The organism is Streptomyces sp. NPDC031466, assembly GCF_055581265.1.
This window is the reverse complement of record NZ_JBVIJT010000004.1, coordinates 677,854-700,140: the sequence shown is the minus strand read 5'-3', so window position 1 is coordinate 700,140 and position 22,287 is coordinate 677,854. Positions and strand designations below refer to the sequence as shown.

16 protein-coding genes and 1 pseudogene are annotated in these 22,287 nt (G+C 72.4%); 8 read left to right on the top strand and 9 right to left on the bottom strand.

Going from position 1 to position 22,287, the window contains the following annotated elements:
• Positions 1–15: 15 nt before the first annotated feature.
• Both ACZ5GP_RS11920 and ACZ5GP_RS11915 read left to right on the top strand, forming a co-directional pair.
• Positions 16–486, top strand: a pseudogene (locus ACZ5GP_RS11920) (AMP-binding protein); the annotation flags it as partial.
• 186 nt (positions 487–672) lie between these two features.
• Positions 673–5,325, top strand: coding sequence for an amino acid adenylation domain-containing protein (locus ACZ5GP_RS11915; RefSeq protein ID WP_468750737.1), 4,653 nt, complete (start codon positions 673–675; stop codon positions 5,323–5,325).
• Here ACZ5GP_RS11915 and ACZ5GP_RS11910 read toward each other — a convergent pair.
• A complete protein-coding gene (locus tag ACZ5GP_RS11910) occupies positions 5,265–6,905 on the bottom strand; it encodes an ATP-binding protein (protein ID WP_468750736.1) in 1,641 nt (546 codons plus the stop codon). The two genes, ACZ5GP_RS11915 and ACZ5GP_RS11910, sit on opposite strands and share 61 nt — an antisense overlap.
• Positions 6,906–7,209: 304 nt before the next feature.
• On the opposite strand from ACZ5GP_RS11910, the gene ACZ5GP_RS11905 reads away from it, so the two are divergent.
• Positions 7,210–8,118: a GHMP family kinase ATP-binding protein gene (locus ACZ5GP_RS11905; RefSeq protein WP_468750735.1), complete on the top strand. Its 909-nt coding sequence runs from the start codon at positions 7,210–7,212 to the stop codon at positions 8,116–8,118.
• A 21-nt stretch (positions 8,119–8,139) separates the two neighbouring features.
• Here the strand turns inward: ACZ5GP_RS11905 and ACZ5GP_RS11900 are convergent, their stop codons facing one another.
• Complete coding sequence (locus ACZ5GP_RS11900; RefSeq protein ID WP_468750711.1) at positions 8,140–9,120, bottom strand: TauD/TfdA family dioxygenase; 981 nt, start codon at positions 9,118–9,120, stop codon at positions 8,140–8,142.
• Between the two features lie 183 nt (positions 9,121–9,303).
• Here ACZ5GP_RS11900 and ACZ5GP_RS11895 point away from each other — a divergent pair, with 183 nt between their 5' ends.
• From ACZ5GP_RS11895 to ACZ5GP_RS11875, 5 genes are all read left to right on the top strand, one after another.
• Entirely contained in the window at positions 9,304–10,152 is an 849-nt protein-coding gene (locus ACZ5GP_RS11895) for an alpha/beta fold hydrolase (protein WP_468750710.1), read from the top strand.
• Complete coding sequence (locus ACZ5GP_RS11890; RefSeq protein ID WP_468750709.1) at positions 10,149–10,859, top strand: tryptophan 2,3-dioxygenase family protein; 711 nt, start codon at positions 10,149–10,151, stop codon at positions 10,857–10,859. The genes ACZ5GP_RS11895 and ACZ5GP_RS11890 overlap by 4 nt, the downstream gene beginning before the upstream one ends.
• Before the next feature lie 289 nt (positions 10,860–11,148).
• A complete protein-coding gene (locus tag ACZ5GP_RS11885) occupies positions 11,149–12,741 on the top strand; it encodes a tryptophan halogenase family protein (RefSeq protein WP_468750708.1) in 1,593 nt (530 codons plus the stop codon).
• A gap of 19 nt (positions 12,742–12,760) precedes the next feature.
• A complete protein-coding gene (locus ACZ5GP_RS11880) occupies positions 12,761–14,083 on the top strand; it encodes a cation:proton antiporter (RefSeq protein WP_468750707.1) in 1,323 nt (440 codons plus the stop codon).
• Between the two features lie 6 nt (positions 14,084–14,089).
• A complete protein-coding gene (locus ACZ5GP_RS11875) occupies positions 14,090–15,325 on the top strand; it encodes a type III PLP-dependent enzyme domain-containing protein (RefSeq protein WP_468750706.1) in 1,236 nt (411 codons plus the stop codon).
• Positions 15,326–15,355: 30 nt separating this feature from the next.
• On the opposite strand, the gene ACZ5GP_RS11870 is transcribed toward ACZ5GP_RS11875, so the two are convergent.
• The 7 genes from ACZ5GP_RS11870 to ACZ5GP_RS11840 are packed head-to-tail and all read right to left on the bottom strand — an operon-like array spanning position 15,356 to position 22,180.
• Positions 15,356–15,817 (bottom strand): NUDIX hydrolase, encoded by a 462-nt coding sequence (locus ACZ5GP_RS11870; protein ID WP_468750705.1) that lies wholly within the window; start codon positions 15,815–15,817, stop codon positions 15,356–15,358.
• 46 nt (positions 15,818–15,863) lie between these two features.
• The gene (locus tag ACZ5GP_RS11865) at positions 15,864–17,387 is read right to left on the bottom strand and encodes a class I adenylate-forming enzyme family protein (RefSeq protein ID WP_468750704.1); all 1,524 of its coding nucleotides are present in this window, start codon (positions 17,385–17,387) and stop codon (positions 15,864–15,866) included.
• A gap of 12 nt (positions 17,388–17,399) precedes the next feature.
• On the bottom strand, positions 17,400–18,452 hold the full coding sequence (locus ACZ5GP_RS11860; protein WP_468750703.1) for an aminoglycoside phosphotransferase family protein: 1,053 nt from the start codon (positions 18,450–18,452) through the stop codon (positions 17,400–17,402).
• Complete coding sequence (locus ACZ5GP_RS11855; RefSeq protein ID WP_468750702.1) at positions 18,449–19,642, bottom strand: hypothetical protein; 1,194 nt, start codon at positions 19,640–19,642, stop codon at positions 18,449–18,451. The genes ACZ5GP_RS11860 and ACZ5GP_RS11855 overlap by 4 nt, the downstream gene beginning before the upstream one ends.
• 48 nt (positions 19,643–19,690) lie before the next feature.
• Complete coding sequence (locus tag ACZ5GP_RS11850) at positions 19,691–20,332, bottom strand: hypothetical protein (protein WP_468750701.1); 642 nt, start codon at positions 20,330–20,332, stop codon at positions 19,691–19,693.
• Positions 20,333–20,357: 25 nt separating this feature from the next.
• Positions 20,358–21,155 (bottom strand): class I SAM-dependent methyltransferase, encoded by a 798-nt coding sequence (locus ACZ5GP_RS11845; protein ID WP_468750700.1) that lies wholly within the window; start codon positions 21,153–21,155, stop codon positions 20,358–20,360.
• Positions 21,152–22,180, bottom strand: a complete 1,029-nt coding sequence (locus ACZ5GP_RS11840) for a hypothetical protein (RefSeq protein WP_468750699.1) — start codon at positions 22,178–22,180, stop codon at positions 21,152–21,154. The genes ACZ5GP_RS11845 and ACZ5GP_RS11840 overlap by 4 nt, the downstream gene beginning before the upstream one ends.
• Positions 22,181–22,287 lie beyond the last annotated feature (107 nt).

Sequence of the window (22,287 nt, the reverse complement as noted above, 5' to 3'; positions counted from 1 at the left end):
GTTTCGCAGGGTGGTGTGGTGAATGTGCTGGCGGGTTTGCGTGATGTGGTGGGTTCGGGGCGTGTGCTGGCGCTGACGACGTTCGCCTTCGACATCGCGGTGATGGAGTTGTTTGGTCCGTTGACGGCTGGTGGGTGTGTGGTTCTGGCGTCTTCGGAGGTGGTGGGTGATCCGAGGTTGTTGGTGGATTTGGTGGTGTCGTCGGGGGTGTCGGTGGTGCAGGCGACGCCGTCGTTGTGGCGGGAGATCGTGGCGGTGGCGGACGGCCGACTGAAGCACGTACACGCGATGTTGGGGGGCGAGGCATTCTCCGCAGCCATGGCCCAAACACTCGTGGACTCCCTGGCCTCCGTCTGGAACGGATACGGCCCGACGGAAGCCACCGTCTATGCCACCGCCACGCCGATCTCGGGTCCGGACGTTTCTATTGGTGGGCCGTTGGTGAATACGCGGGTGTTTGTGCTGGATTCCTTTCTGCGGCCGGTTCCGGTGGGTGTGTCGGGTGAGTTGTATGTGGCGGGTGCGGGGGTGGCGCGGGGTTATTGGGGTCGTAGTGATGTTACGGCGGAGCGTTTTGTGGCGTGTCCGTTTGGTGGTGTGGGTGAGCGGATGTATCGCACGGGTGATGTGGTGCGGTGGCGCGGGGATGGGGTTTTGGATTTTGTGGGTCGGGTGGATGATCAGGTCAAGGTGCGGGGTTTCCGTATTGAGTTGGGTGAGGTCGAGGCGGCGTTGGTGGGTTGTGCCGGGGTGGCTCGGGCGGTCGCGGTGGCGCGGGAGGACGTGTCGGGGGGCCGTCGGCTGGTCGGGTATGTGACGGCGGAGCCGGGTTGGGTGCTGGAGCCGGCGCTGGTGCGGGGTGAGTGTGCTCGGGTGGTGCCGGAGTACATGGTTCCGTCGGTGGTCGTGGTGCTGGATGAGGTCCCGTTGACGCCGAACGGGAAGGTGGACCGGCGGGCACTGCCGGAACCCGAGGTGGCAGTGGCCTCGGGGCGTGGCCCGCGCTCTCCCCGGCAGGAAATTCTGTGCGGTCTGTTCGCCGAGGTGCTGGGTGTTCCGACGGTGGGTATTGACGACAACTTCTTTGTTCTGGGCGGTCATTCTTTGCTGGCGACGCGTCTGGTGGGTCGGGTGCGGTCGGTGCTGGACGCCGAGTTGTCGGTGCGGCAGTTGTTCGAGGCGCCGTCGGTGGCGGAGCTGGACCGGGTGTTGGACGGCGCCGATCGCAGTCGCGTCCCGGTTCTGAGTGCGGGGGTGCGTCCGGGGCGGTTGCCGTTGTCGTTCGGGCAGCAGCGGTTGTGGTTCTTGCATCAGCTGGAAGGTCCGGGCGCGGCCTATAACGTTCCTCTGGCGTTGCGGTTGAGTGGGGGGTTGGACCGGGAGGCGTTGCGGCTGGCCGTGGGCGATGTCGGGGCCCGGCACGAGAGCCTGCGTACCGTGTTCGCCGAGGATGCCCGGGGTCCGTATCAGCGGGTGCTGGACGTGGGCGTCGAGGTTCCGTGGGTTGTCTGCCGGGTCACGGAGGAGCAGCTTGGCGCGGGGCTGGAGGAAGCCGCACGGCATCCCTTCGACCTGACGGCCGAGATCCCGGTCCGGGCCACCTTGTTCGAACTCGGCCCCGACGACCACGCCCTGCTCCTGCTCATGCACCACATCGCGACCGACGCGTGGTCACTGCGGCCTTTCGTCAGCGACCTCGTCACCGCGTATGGGGCGCGGGTGGAGGGTGACGTGCCGCAGTGGCCGGTGTTGCCGGTGCAGTACGCGGACTTCGCCGTGTGGCAGCGGGAGGCGCTCGGTTCGGAGGAGGACCCGGAGAGTCTGGTCTCGGCGCAGGTCGCCTATTGGCGGGAGCGGCTCGCCGGCTTGCCGGCGGAGATCGTGTTGCCGGTGGACCGTCCGCGTCCGGCGGTTGCCTCGCAGCGCGGGGCACGGGTGGAGTTCACCGTGCCCGGGCCCGTGCATGCCGGTATCGCGCGGGTGGCCCGGGAGAGCGGTGCGAGCGTGTTCATGGTGTTGCAGGCGGCTCTGGGTCTGCTGCTGGCACGGTGCGGTGCGGGGGAGGACATCCCCATCGGCACCCCGGTCGCGGGGCGTACCGACGACGCGGTGGACGACCTGGTGGGCTTGTTCATCAACAGCCTCGTGCTGCGCACGGATGTTTCGGGGGATCCGACGTTCCGTGAGCTGGTGGCCCGGGTGCGGGAGAGTGACCTGGAGGCGTACGCGCATCAGGACCTGCCCTTCGAGCGGCTGGTGGAGATCCTCAACCCTGAGCGGTCCCTGTCCCGCCACCCCCTCTTCCAGGTCATGCTCACCCTCAACAACACCGCCGGCCTTCCCCCGACGGCCGCCGGGAGCGGGGGCGACCTGACCGTGCGACCCCTGGCCGCCGACACCGCCACCGCCAAATTCGACCTGCTGCTGTCCTTCGGTGAACTCCGCACGCCCCAAGGCGAACCGGACGGACTGAACGGAGCACTCGAGTATGACGCGGCCCAGTTCGACGCCGCCACCGCCCACCGCCTGACACTGCGCCTCATATCCGTGCTCGAACAGGTCACGAGCGACCCGAAGCTGACCGCGGGCGCGACCCGCATCACCCTCCCGGACGAACTGGAGGCGATCCGGGCCTGGAACAACACTGCCCGCGCCGTGCCGCCCACCCTCCTGCCTGAGCTGTTCGCCGCGCAGGCGCGACGGCGCGCGGAACATCCCGCGCTCCTGCACGAGCACGGCACCCTCACCTACGCCGAGCTGGACGCGCGGACGAACGCGGTCGCCCGGACCCTTCTCGCGCAGGGCGCCGGCCCGGATGCCGTCGTGGCCCTGGCGCTGCCCCGTGGCGCGGACTTCGTCACGGGTCTTCTCGGCACCCTCAAGGCGGGAGCTGCCCACCTGCCCCTTGACCCCGAACTACCGTCGGCCCGCCTGGCGTTCATCCTGAACGACGCCCGCCCCGCGGTGCTGCTCACCACCGAGCACATCGCCGCCCGGCTACCGCGCCACCACAACACGCTGCTGCTCGACGCCACCACTTTCGCGGATGTCCAGCAGAGCGCCGTGACGGACCTGGAACGCGGCGGCCCCGCGCTGCCCGAACACCTCGCCTACGTCATGTACACCTCCGGGTCCACCGGGGAGCCCAAGGCCGTCGAGATGACCGTCGGCGCCGTGCGGAACCTGCTGCACTGGCACCGACAGGCGCTCCCCGCCCCCGACGGCTCGGTCACCGCGCACTTCACCGACACCGGCTTCGACGTCAGCGTCCAGGAGATCCTCTCGACCCTGCTCTTCGGCAAAACCCTCGCGATCTGCCCCGAGGACGTCCGCCGCGACCCCGGCCGCCTGGTGGCCTGGCTGCGGGAAACCGGCGTCCACGAACTGCTCGCCCCCACACTCGTCCTGGAAGCGGTGTGCGCCGAGGCACTGGACGCCGAAGTGGAACTGACCGCCCTGCGCCACGTCGCCCAGGCCGGTGAGGCACTGCTCACGACCGGCGCCATCGGCCGCCACTGGTCGGCGGCCACCCACCGGCCGAGGCTGCACAACCACTACGGGCCCACCGAGACCCACGTGGTGACGGCCGCCCCCCTGCCCGCCGACCCCGCGTGCTGGCCCGCCGCCCCCGCCATCGGCAGCCCGCTGCCCAACGTCCGCACCCACGTGCTCGACCACCGGCTTCGACCCGTCCCTCCGGGCGTGCCGGGCGAACTGTACGTGTCCGGGGCCGCCCTCGCCCGCGGCTACCGGGGGCGCCCCGGGCTCACCGCCGAACGCTTCGTCGCCTGCCCGGCGGGCGAGCCGGGCGAACGGATGTACCGGACCGGCGACCGGGTGCGCCGCAGCGCCGACGGGCAGCTCCATCACCTGGGCAGGGTCGACGACCAGGTCAAGATCCGGGGCTTCCGCGTCGAGCCGGGCGAGGTGGCCGCGGTGCTGCGGAGCGACCCCGAGGTGGCCGCCGCCGCCGTCCTCGCCCGTGACGACACCTCGCTGATCGCCTTCGTCACCCCCGCCCCCGGCGGCACGCCGAACCCCCGCGCCCTGCGGGCCACCATGCTGCGGACCGTGCCCGATCACCTCGTACCGGCCGACTTCGTCGTGGTCGACACGCTGCCGCTGACCCGCAACGGCAAGCTCGACCGCCGGGCGCTGCTGGACCTGGACATCGCCCGCCCGACGGCCCGCGCGGCGGCCACCGAGGCGGAGAAACGCATCTGCGCGATCTTCGCGGAGGTGCTCGGCACCGACCACGTGGGCCCCGACGACGACTTCTTCCGCCTCGGCGGCCACTCCTTCCTCGCGACCAAGGTCACCACCCGGGTCGGCGAACAGCTGGGCGCCGAACTGGGCGTGCGCGACCTGTTCGAGGCGCCCACCCCCGCGGACCTCGCCCGGGCAGTCGAGAGCCGCGGCACCCGCGACTCCTTCGCGCCGATGCTGCCCCTGCGGACCAAGGGCGCCAAACGGCCCCTGTTCTGCGTGCACCCCGGAGGCGGCGTCTCCTGGTGCTACTCCGGCCTGCTCACCCACCTGGACGGCGACACGCCCGTCTACGGACTGCAGGCCCGCGCGCTGAGCCGGCCGGGGCCGATGCCCGCCGACGTCGGCGAGATGGCCGCCGACTACCTCGGGCAGATCCGCGAGATCCAGCCGGAAGGCCCCTACCGGCTGCTCGGCTGGTCCTTCGGCGGAGTCGTCGCCCACGAGATCGCCGTACGGCTCCAACGCGCCGGTGACGAGGTGGAGCTGCTCGCCCTCGTGGACTCCTACCCCAACGTCACCGACCTCACTGACGTCTCCGAGGCGCAGGCGCTGGAAGGCACCCTGCGGCAACTGGAGGACAAGCTCCTCGTCGACAACCTCACCACCGCCGGATTCTCCTTCGACAAGGCGGAGTTGACGGGCGACCGGAGCGCGCTCGTGGCGCGGTACCTGGAGTTCCTGCGCGCCGAGCAGCACCCCCTCGCCGCCGTCGGCGAGCGCACCCTGCTGGCCATGAAGGACGTGTGGATCCACCACAGCAGGCTCCTCGCCACCCACCTGCCCGGGTGCTACCACGGTGACCTGCTGATGTTCTCCGCCACACGCAAGCCCCCGGAGCTGCGCGGCCGAGTGGACGCCACAGCCTGGCAGCCCTTCGTCGACGGCACGATCGAGGACCGCCCGGTGGACGCCGAACACGAGCAACTGCTCACCGTGCCCGCCCACATCGCCACCATCGGCCGGTCACTGGCCGCACACCTCGCGGCGACCGGCGCTCAGGAGCCGGCCGGGCGGCCCGGCAGCACATCCTTCGCGACGAGCCGGCCGCCCGAGTAGCACAGCCGGTACACGTCCACCTCCTCCAAGGGGTTCCCGTTGGACCGGTAGAAGGCGCAGGTGGCGCCGCGTGGTGCCGACGCCGCCCGCATCGCGTCGGTCGGATAGGGGAACTGCCGCTCCGGCAGCCGCTGCCGGACCTCGCCGTACCCCTGACCGACGCGCAGCGACTCGTACACCCCCGGGCGCAGGACACACGTACTGAGCTGGTACGCGAACACGATCGCCGCCGGGAGCGCCGTCAGCGCCACCCCCGCCGGCACCACGAACGCGGCCGCGAACCGCAGCCGGGCCCGCCGCTGAGCCACCGCCAACTGGTGCGTCGACTCCGAACCCGCGGCCCGCGCCGGGTCGTCGGCGACATGCGGCCGGTCCGCGCTCACCCGGTCGGGCACCGTGGCCCTCACCTCGAACCCGCCCCCGCGCGGGCCCGCCCGGAACGTGCCGCCGATCACCGCCACCCGCTCCCGCATCCCCGTCAGGCCACGGTTGCCCGGCGTCGGCCGGGTACCCCGGCCCGCCGACACCGCGCCGGGCGGCGCCGAGTTCACCACCCGCACCTCGGTCGCGCCGGCCTCGTGCCGGATGCGGACCTCCACCGCGCTGCCCGGCGCGTGCTTGGTGGCATTGGTCAAGGACTCCTGCACCACCCGGTACACGGCCCGGTCCGCCAGCGGTGCCAGCGAGGGCGCCTCGCCCTCACGCACCAGGGACACCTCCACACCGGACGTGGCGGCCCGCCGCACCAGGTCCTCCACCGACTCCGCCGTCGGAGCGGCCGACACCGGATCGGCGCTCTCGCGCAGCACACCGATGGTGTCCCGCAGATTGTCCACCGCGTCGGACACGGCCATCCGCAGCTCGGTCAGATCGGCCCGGTGCCGGTCCGGCAGAGCGGGCTCCAGCTCCAGGGCGCCCGCGCGCAGCGCTATCAGACTCAGTTCGTGCCCGAGCGAGTCGTGCATGTCGGCCGCGATCCGCGTGCGCTCCCGCAGCCGGGCCTCCTGCACCACCGCCCGCTGCCGCTGCTCCAGACTCATCGCCCGCTGCCAGCCACCCCGCACCAGGGCCGCGCGGGCCCGTCGGTAACGGCCCACGAGCCAGGGCAGCAACAAGGCGAGCGGCACCATCGTCACCACGTAGAACCACCAGACGACGGGCACCCGCAGCGCGGCGCAGAGCGCGAAGTCGAAGGCCAGGCAACCGCCGAACGCCGCCAGCGCCGTCCCCGTCGTGGCAGGACCCGCGCCCAGCAGATAACTCGTCACCGCGAGCGCCAGGAGATACGGGTTCGCCGGACTGGCCTCCTGCGCCAGGCCCAGCGCGCACAGTCCGTTGACGGCCGGCACCGCGACCGCGGGGTGTCGGCGGCTGCCGGGCACCGCCACCGCGAGGACCAGCGCCGGCACCACCACGTCCACCAGCGCGGAGGAGGTCGTGTCGTTCTCCAGGAACCACACGAGCCCCACCCCGCAGAGCAGCAGCCACAGCGCCACATCGCGCAGCACGGGCCCCGCCGCCACCAGGCGGGCCGGGACCCGGCGGCCCGCACCCGCCCCACCCTCGTCGGTACGCCACATCACCCGCCGAGACTACCCAATGCCCCCACCGGGCCCCGCGCCCCGCGCAAACGGCCTGAACAGGCACTTTCCGGCTCGGATACAGCTCGTTGACACCTCTGGCGCCCCGCTGGCACCGTTGCTCCGCAAGCGTGTCGTCCGATCCGGGCGTTTCCGACCGACGTGACGGGGGACCAGTGGTGGCACCGTTCGGCAACGCGGCACGAACCCGACTCACCGGACGCGCCCCGACCCGGCGGACGCGGAGGGGCACCGCCGGACCGGACCGGGCCCTCGCCCACCTGACCCGGGCGGGAACACCTTGCTGACCGAACGCGACCGGGCCGGACTGCCCTACCGGGGCAGGACCGGGGTCAGCACCGCCTTCGGGACCTTCGGCGAGCTGCTCCAGGGCGTCCTGCCCGGCGGCGAGGACTTCCTGGTGACGCTGCCCATCGCGCGCTGGAGCGTGGCGACCTTCCGCAGCGACCCCGCCGAAGAGCGGCTGCTGGTCGTGCCGGACCACAAGCACAAGGCCCGGCGCCTGCTGTCGATGATCCTCGCGGACCACCCCGGGCCCGTCGGCGGAGTACTCCTCCTGGAGAGCACCCTGCCGGAAGGCAAGGGGTTCGCCAGCTCCTCGGCCGACCTGGTGGCCACGGCACGGGCCGTGGGCAACGCACTGGACATCGCCATGCCACCGGCCAGGATCGAGTCCTATCTGCGCCGCATCGAGCCCACCGACGGCGTCCTCTACGACGGCATCGTCGCCTTCGACCACCGCCGGGTCGAGCTGCGCCGAACCCTCGGAGCGCTGCGCCCCATGTCCGTGGTCGGGGTCGACGAGGGCGGGACCGTCGACACCGTCGCCTTCAACCGGCTCCCCAAGCCGTTCTCCGAAGCGGACCGACGGGAGTACGCGCGTCTGCTCGCGCGCCTGACCACGGCTGTGGGGGACGGCGACCTCGCCGAGGCCGGAGCCGTCGCCACCCGCAGCGCGGTGCTGAACCAGGCGCTGCGGCCCAAGAGGACACTCGACCGGATGATCGCGCTGTGCGAGGAGGTCGGCGGCCTCGGAGTCGTCGTCGCGCACAGCGGCACCTCGCTCGGGATCCTCCTCGACCGAGCCGACCCGCACTGGGCCCGCAAGGCGGTGCGGGCCTCGCGGGGCTGCATCGCCCTCGCCGGAAACGTGACCACCTACGTGACGCTGGGCTTCCGGCAGGACCCATGACGGACAGGGCCCGCAGGGGCCCTACGGCCGCACGCGCGCCAGCGGATCCCCCAGTGCCACGACGACCCGGCGCTCCCCGCGATAGGGCGCGCGGCTGTGCGCGGCGGCGATGTTGTCGAGGAGCAGCAGATCGCCCGCCTGCCACGGCACCGGGACCGTGTGCCGGTCGTACACCTCGTTGATCGCCTCGACGGTCGCCGGATCCAGGGGGGTGCCGTCGCCCCGGAGCGTGGTGAAGGGCAGGCCGTCGTCACCGAACTCACTGAGCAGCAGCTCGCGGACCGCCGGGTCCATGGTCCACTCGTTGAGGAACGCGATCTGGTTGAACCAGCAGCGCTCACCGGTCCGCGGGTGCTCGACCACCGCGGGCAGCGTCTGCCGGGTGCGCAGCCCGCCGGTGGCCGTCCACTCGTGGGCGATGTCGTGGGCCGCGCAGTACGCGCTCACGGCCGCCCGGTCATCCGTGCCGAAGGCATCGGCCAGCGCGACCCCGAGCAACGGATTGTAGTTGCGTACGAGTTGCCAGCCGTCGCGTTCGAACGGAGCCAGGAGGTCGGCCGGCAGGGCGGCGAGGACCGCGCGCGCGTCGGCGACGGACACCGTGCCGCCGTTGCCGCCCGTGGCGAGGCAGGACAGGACGAGCCACCTCGGGTAGCGGGCCGCGCTCGTCAACTCGTGGTGCATGCACATGGGTTGGTCCGGCGGCCACAGCGAGGAGGAGTACACCCCGCCCGGCAGCGCCGTGCGCGGGGCGAAGCCCTCCAGCTCCGTCATCAGCTCCGAGGTGAGGGCCCGGCTCGCCCCGGCCGCGTCGGCCGGCTCGCGCAGCCCCAGCCCCCGCACCAGGACCGCGCCCCGCTCGACCGCGACGGACCGCAGCGCGGCGGCGTGCGCGCGCAGCCACTCCGGGCCGTCCCCGGCCGCCGCCTCGACGACCGGCACCGCGTCCTCGGAAACACGTATCGACCCGTCGGCGAATCGGTCGACATCGCTGTACGGCATTCATTCGCCCTTTCGGTTTCGCGGGATCGGGAATGTGGCGAGGGCGCGCTCCCGCACCCCTTCGCAGCGCAAGGTAACAGCCACCGGGCGGAGGGGAAGTCTTTCAGTCTGGGGTAATGGTGGTTGCCCACCGGGCGGGGTTTCGGAAACTCTGCACGCAGCCCATCGGAAGCGAGGAGTGCCATGCCCGTGATCCCCGTCAACGGCATACGGCTCGCATATCGGGACGTCGGCCGCGGGTCTCCCGTACTGCTGATCATGGGGGCCGGTGCCACCGGCAGCGCCTGGCATCTGCACCAGGTCCCCGCCCTGGTCGCCGCGGGCCACCGGGTGATCACCTTCGACCACCGCGGGCTGCGGCCCGAGGACCCGGCCCCGCCGGGCTGCACCATGGCCGACCTGGTCGCCGACAGCGCCGGACTCGTCACCCGGCTGGATCTCGGGCCGTGCGCCGTGGTGGGCACCTCGCTGGGCGCGCGTGTCGCCGCCGAGCTCGCGCTCAGCCGCCCCGACCTGGTCGACACGCTCGTCCTGATGGCGGCCAGGGGCCGCAGCGACCCGCTGCACACCGCGCTCAGCCTCGCCGAGCGTGAACTGGATGACCGGGGCATCGAACTGCCGCCGCGCTACCGTGCCGTGGTCAAGGCGCTGACCGAGCTGTCCCCGCGCGGTTTCCGCGACGAACAGGCGATCACCGACTGGCTGGAGGTGTTCGAGCTGGCCCCGCCCCCCGGCCCCGCGGCGCGCGATCAGCGGCGCCTCTATCCGATGCCGGACCGCCTCGACGCCTACCGGCGCATCGACGCCCCCTGCCACGTCATCGCCTTCGCCGACGACGTCATGGCGCCGCCCGCCGCGGGCCGGGAGATCGCCGCCGCCGTGCCCGGCGCGACCTTCGAGGTCATCGAGGGCTGCGGCCACCTCGGCTACCTGGAACGGCCGGAGGCGGTCAACCAGACGCTGCTGGAATTCCTGCGGACGTCCGGGCGGACGAGGGCCGACCGATCCCTGAAGAAGGAGAACTGCCGATGAGCGGCCCCACCGCCTCCCTGCCCTACGGACAGGTGCTCAGGCTGGAAGAGCTGTTGCAGGCCGCGCGCGTGCACGACGACGACGTCGACCACGTCCTGTTCCTGGCCACGCATCAGTCGTGCGAGATCTACTTCGCCGTGATCCTGCGGCACTTGGAGGCCGTACGCGGCGCCCTCGACTCCGGTGACGGGGTGCTGGCGGTGCGCCGCGCCGCGCCGCTGCCCGTACTGGTCGCCACCCTCGTGCGTCAGTTCGACGGCTTGGCGACGCTCACCCCGGAGGCGTTCCACGCCATTCGGGACGCCCTCGGCGACGCCAGCGGCTTCCAGTCCGCCCAGTACCGCGAGATCGAATACCTGTGCGGGCTGCGGGACGCGCGCTTCCTGAACACCGCCGGCTTCACCGACGCCGATCGCAAGCGGCTGCGGGCACGCCTGGACGAGCGCTCCCTCCAAGAGGCCTACCGCGACTTCGCCGCGGACCGCCCGCGCCGGGAGCCCCTCGAACGCGTACGCGGCGCGCTGCTCGACTTCGACGAGGCCTTCGCCGTGTGGCGCTCCCGCCACGCCGCGCTCGCCGAACGGTTCCTCGGCGGTGGCACCGGGACCGCCGGGTCCGACGGCGCCTCGTACCTGTGGCGCGCCGCGCGCCGACGCCTCGTGCCCGAGGTATGGCCCGGCGAGCCGGGCGCGGTGAGCGAGACGTAGCCCGGCACGCGCCGGCGCGTGCCCGAAAGGGCTGTCCTTTTACCCGGGGAAAACCGGTGGAAGGCTCGTCCGTCAGCCGTGACTGAAATGCTTTCCGCCGCGGTGGCCGTCCCGCTAGCGTGGCCGAGGGCCCGATTTCCGAGTACGCCCGCTTTCTTCCGACGCGTCCGGTCTCCTTTACCGGACCGCGCGGCTTCTCATGGGCTCCTTCGGCGAGCCCGTGCACCGCGACACTTCTGCAGGCCGCGCGGTACCGCGGCGCAACCTCATCCCGGGGAGGGCATTTTCGATGGCGCAGCAGGGGCAGGGCGCAACCACAGGGCGAGTCGGCAAGGTCGTCGTCGTCGGCGGCGGTACCGCGGGGTGGATGACCGCCTCCTACCTCGTCGCCGCCTTCGGCGACCGCGTCGACGTCACGCTCGTCGAATCCGGGCGAGTGGGCACCATCGGCGTCGGCGAGGCGACGTTCAGCGACATCCGGCACTTCTTCGAGTTCCTCCAACTGGAGGAGAAGGACTGGATGCCGGCCTGCAACGCCACGTACAAGCTCGCGGTCCGGTTCGAGAACTGGCGGGAGCCCGGCCACCACTTCTACCACCCGTTCGAACAGCTGCGCTCCGTGGACGGCTTCCCCCTGACCGACTGGTGGCTGCGCCACCCCACCACCAACCGGTTCGACACGGACTGCTTCGTGATGGCCTCCCTGTGCGACGCCAACCGCAGCCCCCGCTACCTCGACGGCACACTGATCGACCAGGACTTCGTGGAGCGCGGCGACAAGCCGGCGGCCCGCTCCACCATCGCCGACTTCCAGGGCGCGCAGTTCCCCTACGCCTACCACTTCGAGGCCAGCCTGCTCGCCGACTACCTGCGCGGCTACGCCACCGAGCGCGGCGTGCGGCACATCGTCGACGACGTGGTCGACGTCGAGCGCGACCACCGCGGCTGGATCGAACGCCTGCGGACCCAGGAGCACGGACCCGTCGGGGGCGACCTGTTCGTGGACTGCACCGGCTTCAAGGGCCTGCTGATCAACAAAGCGCTCGGCGAGCCCTTCGAGTCCTACCAGGACTCCCTGCCCAACGACAGCGCGGTGGCGCTCCAGGTTCCCCTGGACATGGACCGTGCGCCCCTGCGCCCGTGCACCACCGCCACCGCGCAGGACGCCGGCTGGATCTGGACGATCCCGCTGCTCAGCCGCCTGGGCACCGGATACGTCTACGCCCGCGACTACCTGGACCCCGAGGAGGCCGAGCGCACGCTGCGTGAGTTCGTCGGCCCCGAGGCCGCGGACGTCCCCGCCAACCACATCCGGATGCGCATCGGCCGCACCCGGCGGTCATGGGTGAACAACTGCGTCGCCGTCGGCCTGTCCTCCGGCTTCGTGGAGCCACTGGAGTCGACCGGCATCTTCTTCATCCACCACGCCATCGAGCAGCTGGTCAAATTCTTCCCCGGCGGCGACTGGGACCCCTCCCTGCGCACGCTCTACAACAACTCGGTGGCCCACGTCATGGACGGCGTACGCGAGTTCCTCGTCCTGCACTACCGGGGCGCGAAGCGGGCGGACAACCAGTACTGGCGGGACACCAAGACCCGCGAGGTGCCCGAGGCGCTCGCCGAGCGGATGGAGCGGTGGCAGTCCAAGCTCCCCGACTCCGAGACGGTCTTCCCGTACTACCACGGGCTCCCGCCGTACTCGTACAACTGCATCCTGCTCGGCACCGGCGGCATCCCGGTGCGGCCCTCGCCCGCCCTCGACCTCGCCGACGAGAAGGCGGCGCTCCTGGAGTTCCAGGCGATCCGCGACAAGGCCCGCCGCCTGACCGCCGAACTCCCCACGCAGAACGAGTACTTCGCGGCCATGCGGACACAGGCATAGGGGAGTTGGCACCAGCGCCGTGTCCAGCAGCCGACTGACCGTCCTCTTCGTCGACCTCGCGCTGATCGTCGCCCTGGCCCAACTGGCCGGGGCCGTCGCCCGGCGCTTCGGTCAGCCGGCCGTCATCGGTGAGATCGTCGCCGGCATCCTGCTCGGGCCGACCGTACTGGACGGCCGGCTGTCCCAGCACGTCTTCCCGTTCGAGATCCGCAGCGAGCTGAGCGCCTTCGCCGACCTCGGGCTCGCCCTGTTCATGTTCAAGCTCGGCACCGAGTCCGACTGGGCCGCGGGGCGTTCGATGCGGCGGACCGCCGCGGGCATCGCGACGGCCGCGATGGTGTTCCCCTTCGCGGCGGGCACCGGGCTCGGCCTCTGGTGGAGTCCCGGCGGCCCCCCGGCGCAGGGCGTCGCACCCGTGCTGTTCATGGGGGTCGCCCTGTCGGTGACCGCGTTCCCGGTCCTGGCCCGGATCGTCGAGGACCGGGGTCTGGCCCGGGCGCCGCTCGGTCAGCTGGCCGTGGCCAGTGCCGCGCTCTGCGACGTCCTCGCCTGGGCCATGCTGGGCGTCGTCATGGTGCTGTGCGGCATCGACACCCCCTGGCGCCTGCTGTGGTTCGTCCCCTATCTGCTCGTGCTGGCCGTCGTGGCGCGGCCGGTGCTGCGCACACTCGCACGCTCCGGGCGCACCTCGCTCGACCTGTCCCTCACCTGCGTGGGCGTCCTCGCCTCCGCGGCCGCCACCGAGTGGATGGGGCTGCACTTCATCGTCGGGGCCTTCGTCTTCGGCGTCGTACGCACGCACGCCCTGCGCGGGCTGGACCACAAGCTGCGCGGGCCGGACGGCGAGCGGGAGAGGGCGCCGGGGGCACGGGCCGACGCCGACCTGCGACGAGGCCTCGGCTCCCTCGACAACCGGGTCCTGATGCCGGTGTTCTTCGTCGTTGCCGGCTGGCAGGTGGACCTGTCGCAACTGGATCCGGCCCAGCTGGTCGACCTCGTGATCCTGCTGGTCGCGGCCAGCGGCAGCAAGTTCCTCGCCGTCGCGGGCGCCGCCCGCCTGTCGGGGCTGACGCCGCGCGACTCCGCGGCGCTGGGCGCCTTGATGAACACCCGCGGGCTCACCGAACTCATCGTGCTCACCGCGGGCCGGGAGCTGGGGCTCCTCGACGACGTCGGCTACACGCTCCTGGTGACCATGGCGGTGCTGACCACGATGTCCACCGGGCCGATCCTGCGGCGCCTCCTCAAGGACGGGCCCCCGACCGGCCCCGGACCCGCGAAAGCCCCCTCTCCCGACCACCCGTCCGACCTCGCCCCTGACCGGAGCGGCACCGGAGGCTGAACACCAGTGAACTCCCCGAGCCAACTCGCGGAACGCTTCGGCACACCGCTGTACGTCTACCGGCTGGACCGCGTGCGCCGCGCCGCGCTGGACCTGCTCGACGCCCTGCCGACCGGCGCCCGCCTCTACTACTCGCTCAAGGCCAATCCCCATCCGGCCCTCGTGCGCGAGCTGAGCGGACTGGGGCTGCACCTGGAGATCAGCTCGCCCGGCGAGCTGGCCGCCGCGGAGCACGCCCGCCACCCGGCGGAGCACTGCCTCTACACCGGCCCCGGCAAGACCGCCGCCGAGGTCCGCGAGGCACTGAAGGCGGGGGTGCGCCTGTTCTCCGTGGAGTCGCCGACGGACCTGCGCCGCCTCACGGAACTGAGCGCCGAGGCCCGGACACCCGTCGACCACCTCGTCCGCCTCAACGCACAGGCCGCGGCGGTCGGCACCGGACTGCGCATGACGGGGCGCTCCTCGCAGTTCGGCACCGACCCCGACGACGCCCTCGCGGCCGGCATGTTCGACTCCCCGCCCGGGGTACGCGCCGTCGGCGCGCACCTGTTCTCCGCCACCAACATCGCCGACGAGCAGGCCCTGGTCGAGGAGTTCCGGTCGGTCCTGCGCACGGCGCTGAGCACGTTCGGGGCAGCGGGAGTCACCCCGTCGCTGATCGACCTCGGCGGCGGCTTCGCCGCGCCGTTCGCCGCCCCCGGCGAGCGCCCCGCGTACACCGGGTTGCGCGCGGTCCTGGAGGAGCTGCTCGACGGGACGCTGCCCCGCTGGCGCGCGAAAGACCCCGAGATCGCCTTCGAGTCGGGCCGCTACCTCACCGCCGACTGCGGCTCGCTGCTGACCACGGTGCTGGACGTCAAGCACAGCCGGGGCACCACCTACGTGGTCCTCGACGCGGGCGTCAACGTACTCGGCGGCATGTCCGGCATGGGACGGCTCCTGACCCCCGCGATCCGGCCCACGGTCGACACCGGCGGCGCCGGCGGGGAAAGCGGCCTCGCCGAGGTGACGTTGGTCGGGCCCCTGTGCACACCGCTCGACGTCCTCGCCCGTGCCGCGAAGATGCCCCTGCCCCGCGTCGGCGACATCCTGCGCATCGACAACACGGGCGCGTACGGCCTGTCGGCGAGTCTGACGGGCTTCCTCAGCCGTCCCCGCGCCACCGAGGTGGTCCTCGGCGCCGACGGAGCCGTGGTCGACGTGCGGGCGGCCCGCGCCACGAGTGCCCCGGGCGGCCGGTGACCCCCATCCGGTCGCCCCTGGAGCGGGGGCTCAGTGCTGGACCAGGTCGCCGACCGGTACGGGAGGCACGTGACCGGTCGCCGGAAGGTCCTCGGCGAGAGCCAGGCCGACATCGACCAGCGAGGACCGGCGCAGGCCGGCGACTTCGGCGAGCGGCGTCCAGAGCGATTCGGAGGTGTCGCCGTTCGGCTCCGGCCGCAGCCGGCCGCCGGTGAGGCGCACCCGGTAGAAGATGCCGATGTTCTGATGCGGGCCGTCACCGGGACTGTTGCGCTCGGCCGCGGGGATGACCCGCGAGTCCACGCCCAGCAGACGCTCGACCACCGCGTCGCAGCCCGTCTCCTCGGCCACTTCGCGGACCACCGCGTCGAACGGATCCTCCGCGTGCTCGACCCTGCCGCCCGGCAGCGTCCAGTTCCCCGACACATGATGGGCGAGCAGCACCCGCCCGTCCTTGATGCACACGGCGTACGCCGCCAGCCGAAAACTCATCCCCGCACCCTATCCCCGCGGCCAAGTCCGGCCCCGGAACCCTGAGTTACCCATAGATGAAAGGCTCACCCCAGCCACCGTCGCCGGCGGCCGCGAGCACCGCTTTGTCGATCTTCCCGTTCGCCGTGAGCGGCATCCGCTCCACCGGGACACAGCGATCGGGAGCCTTGGCCGCGCCCAGCCGCGCGCCGATGCCGAGCAGCACCTCCTCCGGGGCGGCGGCCCCGGTCGTCCAGACGGTGAACGTCCCGTCCGGGCCCGGCGGTACGCAGGCGGCCTGCTCGACCCCGTCGACGTCCCTGGCGGCGTTCTCCACCTCCTGGCAGCTCACCCGCCAGCCGCGCCGCTTGAAGAGGTCGTCGCGCCGCCCGTGGAAGTAGAGCCGCCCGGCCTCGTCCACCCACCCGTAGTCGCCCGTGCGCAGAGCCCTGCCCCGACCGTCCGGGGCGGCGACGAAACGCTCGCGCTGCTGCCCGGCCGCCGCGGCGCCCCAGTACCCGTCCATCACGTGCGGACCGGCGACGACGATCTCGCCGATGCCGCCGCGCGGCACCGGCTCGCCGTCGGGGCCGAGGACGAAGAGCCGCGTCCCCCGCAGCGGCCGGCCGACCGTACCCGGGAAGGCCAGGTCCTCGTCCGGCGCTGCGATCGAGATCCGCTTGCACTCGCTCATGCCGTACATGCAGATCAGGGCGGCGTCCGGGAAGGTGGCCCGGACCCGCTCGGCGTCCCGGCCGGTCAAGGCGGCGCCCGTGTTGGTCAGCAGCCGCACCGAGGTCGGGCGCCGGTCGCGTTCGCCGAGCCGCGCCAGGAGAAGGGCGAGCGTGGGCACCACCGGGACCACGGTGGCCCCCGCGGCGCGGATCGCGACCAGCTCACGCGCGGACGCCGCCCCGTGCGGATACACGACCTCGGCCCCGGCGAGCACGGCGAGAAACAATTGGTACAGGCCGTAGTCGAAGGACACCGGCACCCGGCAGTACACGACATCGTCCGGCCGGTACCCGACGCGTTCGGCGACGGCACGGGTGGCCCAGACCACCGCCCGATGAGGGCACACGATCGCCTTGGGCCGGGCGGTCGTCCCGGACGTGTACATCAGCAGAGCGGGCTCGTCAGGTGCCCCCGCCGGCCCGGTCGCCGCCGCGGCCGGCGCGTCGGTGTACGCGGGGGCGAGGACCGGTACCGAGGTGAGTCCGGCGATCTCCGCGACCCGGTCCGCCGTGGTCACGACCGCGGCCGGTGCCGCGTCGGCCAGCAGGTGGCGCAGTTGGTACGCGGAGGCCTGCTCGGCCACCGGGACGAAGATGACGCCCCGGGCCACCGCGCCGAAGAGCAGCGCCGCGAAGTCGCGGCAGCCGGGAAGCACGCACAGCAGACGCGTCCCGCGCCGCAGTCCGAGACCGTCGAGCCAGTGGGCCGCGCGGCGTGCGTTCCCGTCGAGTTCCGCGTACGACCAGGCGCCGGCCCGGTCCCGGACGGCGGGGCGGTCCCGGTGCTTGGCGGCGGCGTGCGCGAGCAGGTCGTGGACGGACCCGGCGCAGGTGAGGGCCGGCACGTCGACGGTCATGGGATCTCCAGACTAGGGGTGGTCTTCCCGGAGCGGGCCGGTGCGTTCGAGGTGCTCCGCGAGCCGGGTCACGGCCGGCCGGACGTTGTCCCGCACCGTGCGCGCCCCCTCCGCCGTCCACCCCAGGTACCACGTGAGCGTCGCCGGGCCGGTCTTCGCCATCTGCCGCAGATAGTCGAGCGTGGGGACGCAGTACAGCTCGAGGACGGGGACGAGCGCGCGCAGTTCGTCGGACCGCAGCGGGTTGGCCGCCGTGGCGCGCAGCACGAGGTCGATGCCGAGGTCGTGGTGGATCCGGAAGCTTCCCCGGCCGGTGCGGGCCAGGAAGAGCAGCGCCCGGGCCAGGTCGTAGGCGCGCGGCCGGACGTCCACGCCGTCCCAGTCGAGCAGGGAGATCAGCCTGCCCCCGTCGTCGAAGACGAGGTTGGAGCCGGCGATCTCGCCATGGGTGAGCGTCCTGGGCAGCGACCGGTACGCCGGCAGGTCCAGTGCGGCCCGCGCCCGCCGATAGGCGGCCCGGTAGGTGTCGTGCACCTCGTCCCACAGCGCCGGGGAGGCGGCCGCGGACACCAGCTCGCCCAGCTCGTCGATGGCCGACTCGTCGGCGCCGAGCCAGAACTCCATGTCCTGGATCGGGTTCGCACCGCACGGCGGCAGACCGTCGAGCGGCACCGCGTGGACGGCGGCCACCGTGTCGGCGGCCGCGCGCAGGTCCGCGGCGTCACCGTCCCTGAAGGGCCGCCCCGGCACATAGTGGCGCAGCTGCCACCGGGCGCCGTTCGCGGCGGCGGTGGGGGAGCCGTCCACCGCGCGGATCAGCGGCTCGGTGGGTACACCGCACCGCGCGGCGCGCGCGATGGCAGCGTCCTGGAAGGCCAGCCAGCGGTCCTCGACGGGCCGGCCCAGCCGTTTCAGCGTGTACCTCCCGTCGGCCGTGGCGCACCGCCAGATCTGGTTGGGGCTGTCGCGCGTCAGCCGTTCGACCGACCGCGGCCGGATGCCGTACGACGTGTCGAGTACCTGGCGTGCCTCGCTCTCCACGTCCACCTGCCAGGCGACACTCATGGGCGGGCCATCCTCTCTACGCCCGGGAGGCCTTGCGCGGCGGCGTCGATCTCGGTCAGAAGATCGGGCAGGCGGGCGTCGCAGTGCAGTGACGGGTCCCAGCGGAGCCTGACCACGGTGTGGTCCCGGAGCAGTCGCGACAGGCCCGACAGCGCGTGCCCCGCCGACTCGGGCGCCGCCTCACGGGCCAGCCACCGGGAGTGGTAGTCGGGGTCGGGGGCCAGCAGGTGCGGGCGCAGCGCGGCCGCGGCGGCCCCGGCGTCCAGGCGCTCGACGACCGGCTCGGCACACGCCGCCCGCTCCAGCACGACGAGGGTGTCGAGGCGCGTGGCGGCGGTGAACGGCGAGCCGAGGATCTCCCTGACCTCGGCGTTGCTCAGCCAGATCTTGTCCATGGGGGTCCCCGGTTCCGGCCGTTGGGCCGGGACGGTGTCCGCGCCCGTCCGGAAGGGATTGATGGCGCGCACCGGCACGCGGTCGCGCACCGCGTCGAGGATGCCGAGCGCCGCCACCGACCCGGCGCCGAGCCGCGTCGAGACCGGCAGTCCGACGGCGAGCCATCCGGCCCCGGTGGGCGCCAGGAACGTCCGGTCGGTCCCCACCAGCCGGCCGCCCCACCGGCCCAGCCACACCGCCGAGGACGTCTTGCCCGAGGACGAGGCGCCGGCCAGGAAGACCCCGCGCCCATCCGGGCGCTGGGCCGCGGCGCCGTGGAACATCAGGGCGCCGTCGGCGACGGCCGCCTCCCGGACCAGTTCCCGGATGGTGCGGCCGGCCAGCAGTCCGAGACGGGCGGTCCCCTCGGCGAGCACCGCCCAGGACCGGAAGTCCGGTGTGACCAGCGCATGAGGGTGCTTGCCGGTGTCCTGCGACACGAGCACCGTCTCACCGTCGCGGCCGGTGTGCTCCGTGTACCACTCGCCCGTGAAGGCCTGGCGGCGGCCCGTCGGGGTGCCGAGGCGCAATCCGGCGAGCAGCTCCGGGGCCGCCACGACGTGGAGATCGGCCCTCGGGTGCGGGCCGGGAACCGGGTGGCTCGGCTCGACGAGCTGGTGCTGGCTCGCGATGTGCCGGTGCACGCCGGGGTCGTCGGCCCACACCCGCAGCCTCGTGCGGTACCAATGGATGGTGAGCGGCGCGCGGGTGCCGTTCCGCGCCGCCCGGGTGGTCAGTGCCTCGTACAGACCCATGGGGTGGCCGACTTCCTTCGTAGGCGTTCGCTCGGGCTCGGGGCGGGGTCAGCTGATGCCGGCGTCGACGAGCTGGGCGCGGATGGCCTCGAAGCGCTCGACCGTCATGCGCCGCCGCGCGACATCGGCCTCCGTCTGGTCCTTCCGGCCGAGGCCGAACCACAACTTGCCGGTGTTCGGGTCCATCCGGCGCGAGACGCTCTTCTGCGCCGGGCCGCGCACCAGCAGCGAGATGGTGTTCGCCTTCGTGGTCGTCGCGTGGACCGTGTCGTGGTGGATGGTGTACGAGTCCCCGGCCCGCTCGGTGGACTGGAACCGCGGCTCGAACGCCGGCGCCACCGAGGCGTCGGAGTCCTCGATGACGTGGTACAGCACATGGTCGTAGGACCCGGTCAACAGCCGGGTCGTGAACGACCAGCGGTGATCGTGGGGCGCGGCGACCTCCATGTTCGACCACACGTGCAGCCGGATCCGGAAGCCGCGGTCCGGGGCGTCGTGCAGTACGAGCTTGTCGAACAGGCGGTTGTGCTCGCACATGTCCCACAGGCCCGGGTCGGCGCGTACCCCGTCCACCAGCTCCCGCATGGCCTTCGTGTCGGTCGAAAGAGCGGTGAGGAACTCGGAGTTCTGCTGGTGGGCCTTGCCGAGGTCGGCCCAGTCGACGCGGTAGCGCGCGAGTTCGGACAGCATTTCTTGCCCTCCTTTTTGTGGCGGCTCAGGACGTGCGGCCCTCGCTGCCGAGCGAGCAGATGAGGATCTGGGTCGTGGAGTCGGCCGCCAGGGGGCCGCCGTCGAAGTCCCCGAAGGTGCGTGCCACCCTCAGGCCTGCCCGGGCCAGGAGGCCGACGAGGTCCTCGGCGGAGTACATGCGGCTCAAGCGGGTGGCGCGCTCGGTCCTGCCGTCCTCGGCGAACGTGTACTCCATGTCGTCCGTCAGCAGCCGGGACGCGCTGTCGTACGTACGTCGTCCGCGCACCGTCACCATCTCGCCGGTCACCGGGTGGGCATAGGCGAAGCGGCTCTTCCACAGGGCGTCGGCCCGTGCGGTCTCGTGCCGCGGGGTCGCGACGTCGATCGCGAGGACGGCGTCGGGCCGCATGTGCCGCACGGCACAGGTGAAGCAGCTCAACGCGTCCTCGTCGGACAGGAGATGGCAGACGCTGCTGCACGCGATCATCACCAGGCCGAACCGCCGGTCCAGCTCGAAGCGGCGCATGTCACCGACGAGGAACGCCGGCGCCGGGGACGGCCCGCGTTTGCGAAGGGCCCGTTCGACCATGCTCGGCGCGACGTCCAGGCCGACGACGTCGACGCCGAGTTCGGCGATGGGCAGGCTCAACCGGCCCGTGCCCGCGGCCAGTTCGAGGACAGGCCCGCCGTTGGCGCGCGCCGTGTCGCACCAGAACCGGATGTCGTGCGTGTATGACGCGTAGCGCTGGTCGTAGTGCAAGCCGTCGTAATAGACGTTGTCCACGTGGCGCAACGCGCTGTCCCCGGCCGGGTGCGGGCTCACCGCGCCGCCACCGCCTCGTCGAGGATCCGTGCGAGTCGCGCGCGGTTCGCCAGGTGGGTCAGGTTCTGTCGCAGGGTGAACGCGGGGACGGCCGCCGCGACTCGGCGTGCTCGCGCGCCCAGTTCCCGGATGTCCGCCGGCTTGAACCAGGAGGTGAGCTCGTCGTCCTTCACGGGCGGGGACAGGAGGTTGGCGAGGAGCCGGTCGGCCGCTTCGTCCGGGGCGAGGCGGCGCAGCGTGGCGCTGTCGTCCGCTGCGAACGAGGGGAAGACCACGGCGCGCAGGGGAGCTTGCCGCGTGAGCCGGCCGTCGAACATCGCGCCGATCTCGTGGGGCATCAGCAACCGTGCCGCGTCGCGGTGGGCATTGGCCGGGTGGGCCGTGCGGTCCGGCAACGCGAGTCCGAGCGGCTCCAGCGTGTCGAGGCGGATCGACACCGACCGCGGCCAGCCGACGCCGGTCGGTCCTTCCGGTCCCTCGTGCAGGGAGAGGTCGTCGTTGCTGACGAAGTGGGCGCCGGCCGCGGTGGCGGCGATCACCGTGGACGTCTTCCCGCTGCGTTTGTCGCCGACCAGCGCGACGCCGTGGCCCCGCCACGCGACCATGCCGGCGTGGAGGAACAGGGCGGACGGATCGTGCTCGGCCGTGTCGAGGCGGAGCAGCGTACGGACGACGCGGACCACGTGCACCGGCGCGTAGGCCGAGCCGGTGCGGGCGGTGAGCCGCACGGTGCGGTGGCCGCCGTCGACCTCCCGCCAGACGCCGGTGTCGTCGTAGTCGCCGTAGTGCGCGGCCGTTGCCCCACGCGGGTCGTCCGCTGTCCCACGCGGGTCGTCCGTCCACTCGGTGAGGGAGACCCGCCAGCACTCGTCTCCCGGGTCGGCCGGCTCGATCGTGACGAACCCGGACAGGTATGCCTCGACGACCGGCCAGACCTCGGCCGGCACCTCGACCTCGGCCGTTCGTCCGCCGGTGCCGGTGCCGGCTCCGGCGCGGCGGGCGACGACCTTCTCCCGCGAACTCACCCGCTCTCCCTCCGTATGAAACGAATCCCGAATGCGGCATGGCGCACGGCAGTTGCGGCGCCTTTTATGGAAGAGCGGCGACCGCCGAACAAAACAAAGAAAGGAAT

Excerpts from the sequence above, each read along its gene's own strand:
- ACZ5GP_RS11895 (WP_468750710.1), top strand. The coding sequence starts at position 9,304 with ATGCCCGTGATCCCCGTCAACGGCATACGGCTCGCATATCGGGACGTC.
- ACZ5GP_RS11855 (WP_468750702.1), bottom strand. The coding sequence starts at position 19,642 with ATGGGTCTGTACGAGGCACTGACCACCCGGGCGGCGCGGAACGGCACC.
- ACZ5GP_RS11885 (WP_468750708.1), top strand. The coding sequence starts at position 11,149 with ATGGCGCAGCAGGGGCAGGGCGCAACCACAGGGCGAGTCGGCAAGGTC.
- ACZ5GP_RS11910 (WP_468750736.1), bottom strand. The coding sequence starts at position 6,905 with ATGTGGCGTACCGACGAGGGTGGGGCGGGTGCGGGCCGCCGGGTCCCG.
- ACZ5GP_RS11900 (WP_468750711.1), bottom strand. The coding sequence starts at position 9,120 with ATGCCGTACAGCGATGTCGACCGATTCGCCGACGGGTCGATACGTGTT.
- ACZ5GP_RS11865 (WP_468750704.1), bottom strand. The coding sequence starts at position 17,387 with ATGACCGTCGACGTGCCGGCCCTCACCTGCGCCGGGTCCGTCCACGAC.
- ACZ5GP_RS11870 (WP_468750705.1), bottom strand. The coding sequence starts at position 15,817 with ATGAGTTTTCGGCTGGCGGCGTACGCCGTGTGCATCAAGGACGGGCGG.
- ACZ5GP_RS11860 (WP_468750703.1), bottom strand. The coding sequence starts at position 18,452 with ATGAGTGTCGCCTGGCAGGTGGACGTGGAGAGCGAGGCACGCCAGGTA.
- ACZ5GP_RS11890 (WP_468750709.1), top strand. The coding sequence starts at position 10,149 with ATGAGCGGCCCCACCGCCTCCCTGCCCTACGGACAGGTGCTCAGGCTG.
- ACZ5GP_RS11850 (WP_468750701.1), bottom strand. The coding sequence starts at position 20,332 with ATGCTGTCCGAACTCGCGCGCTACCGCGTCGACTGGGCCGACCTCGGC.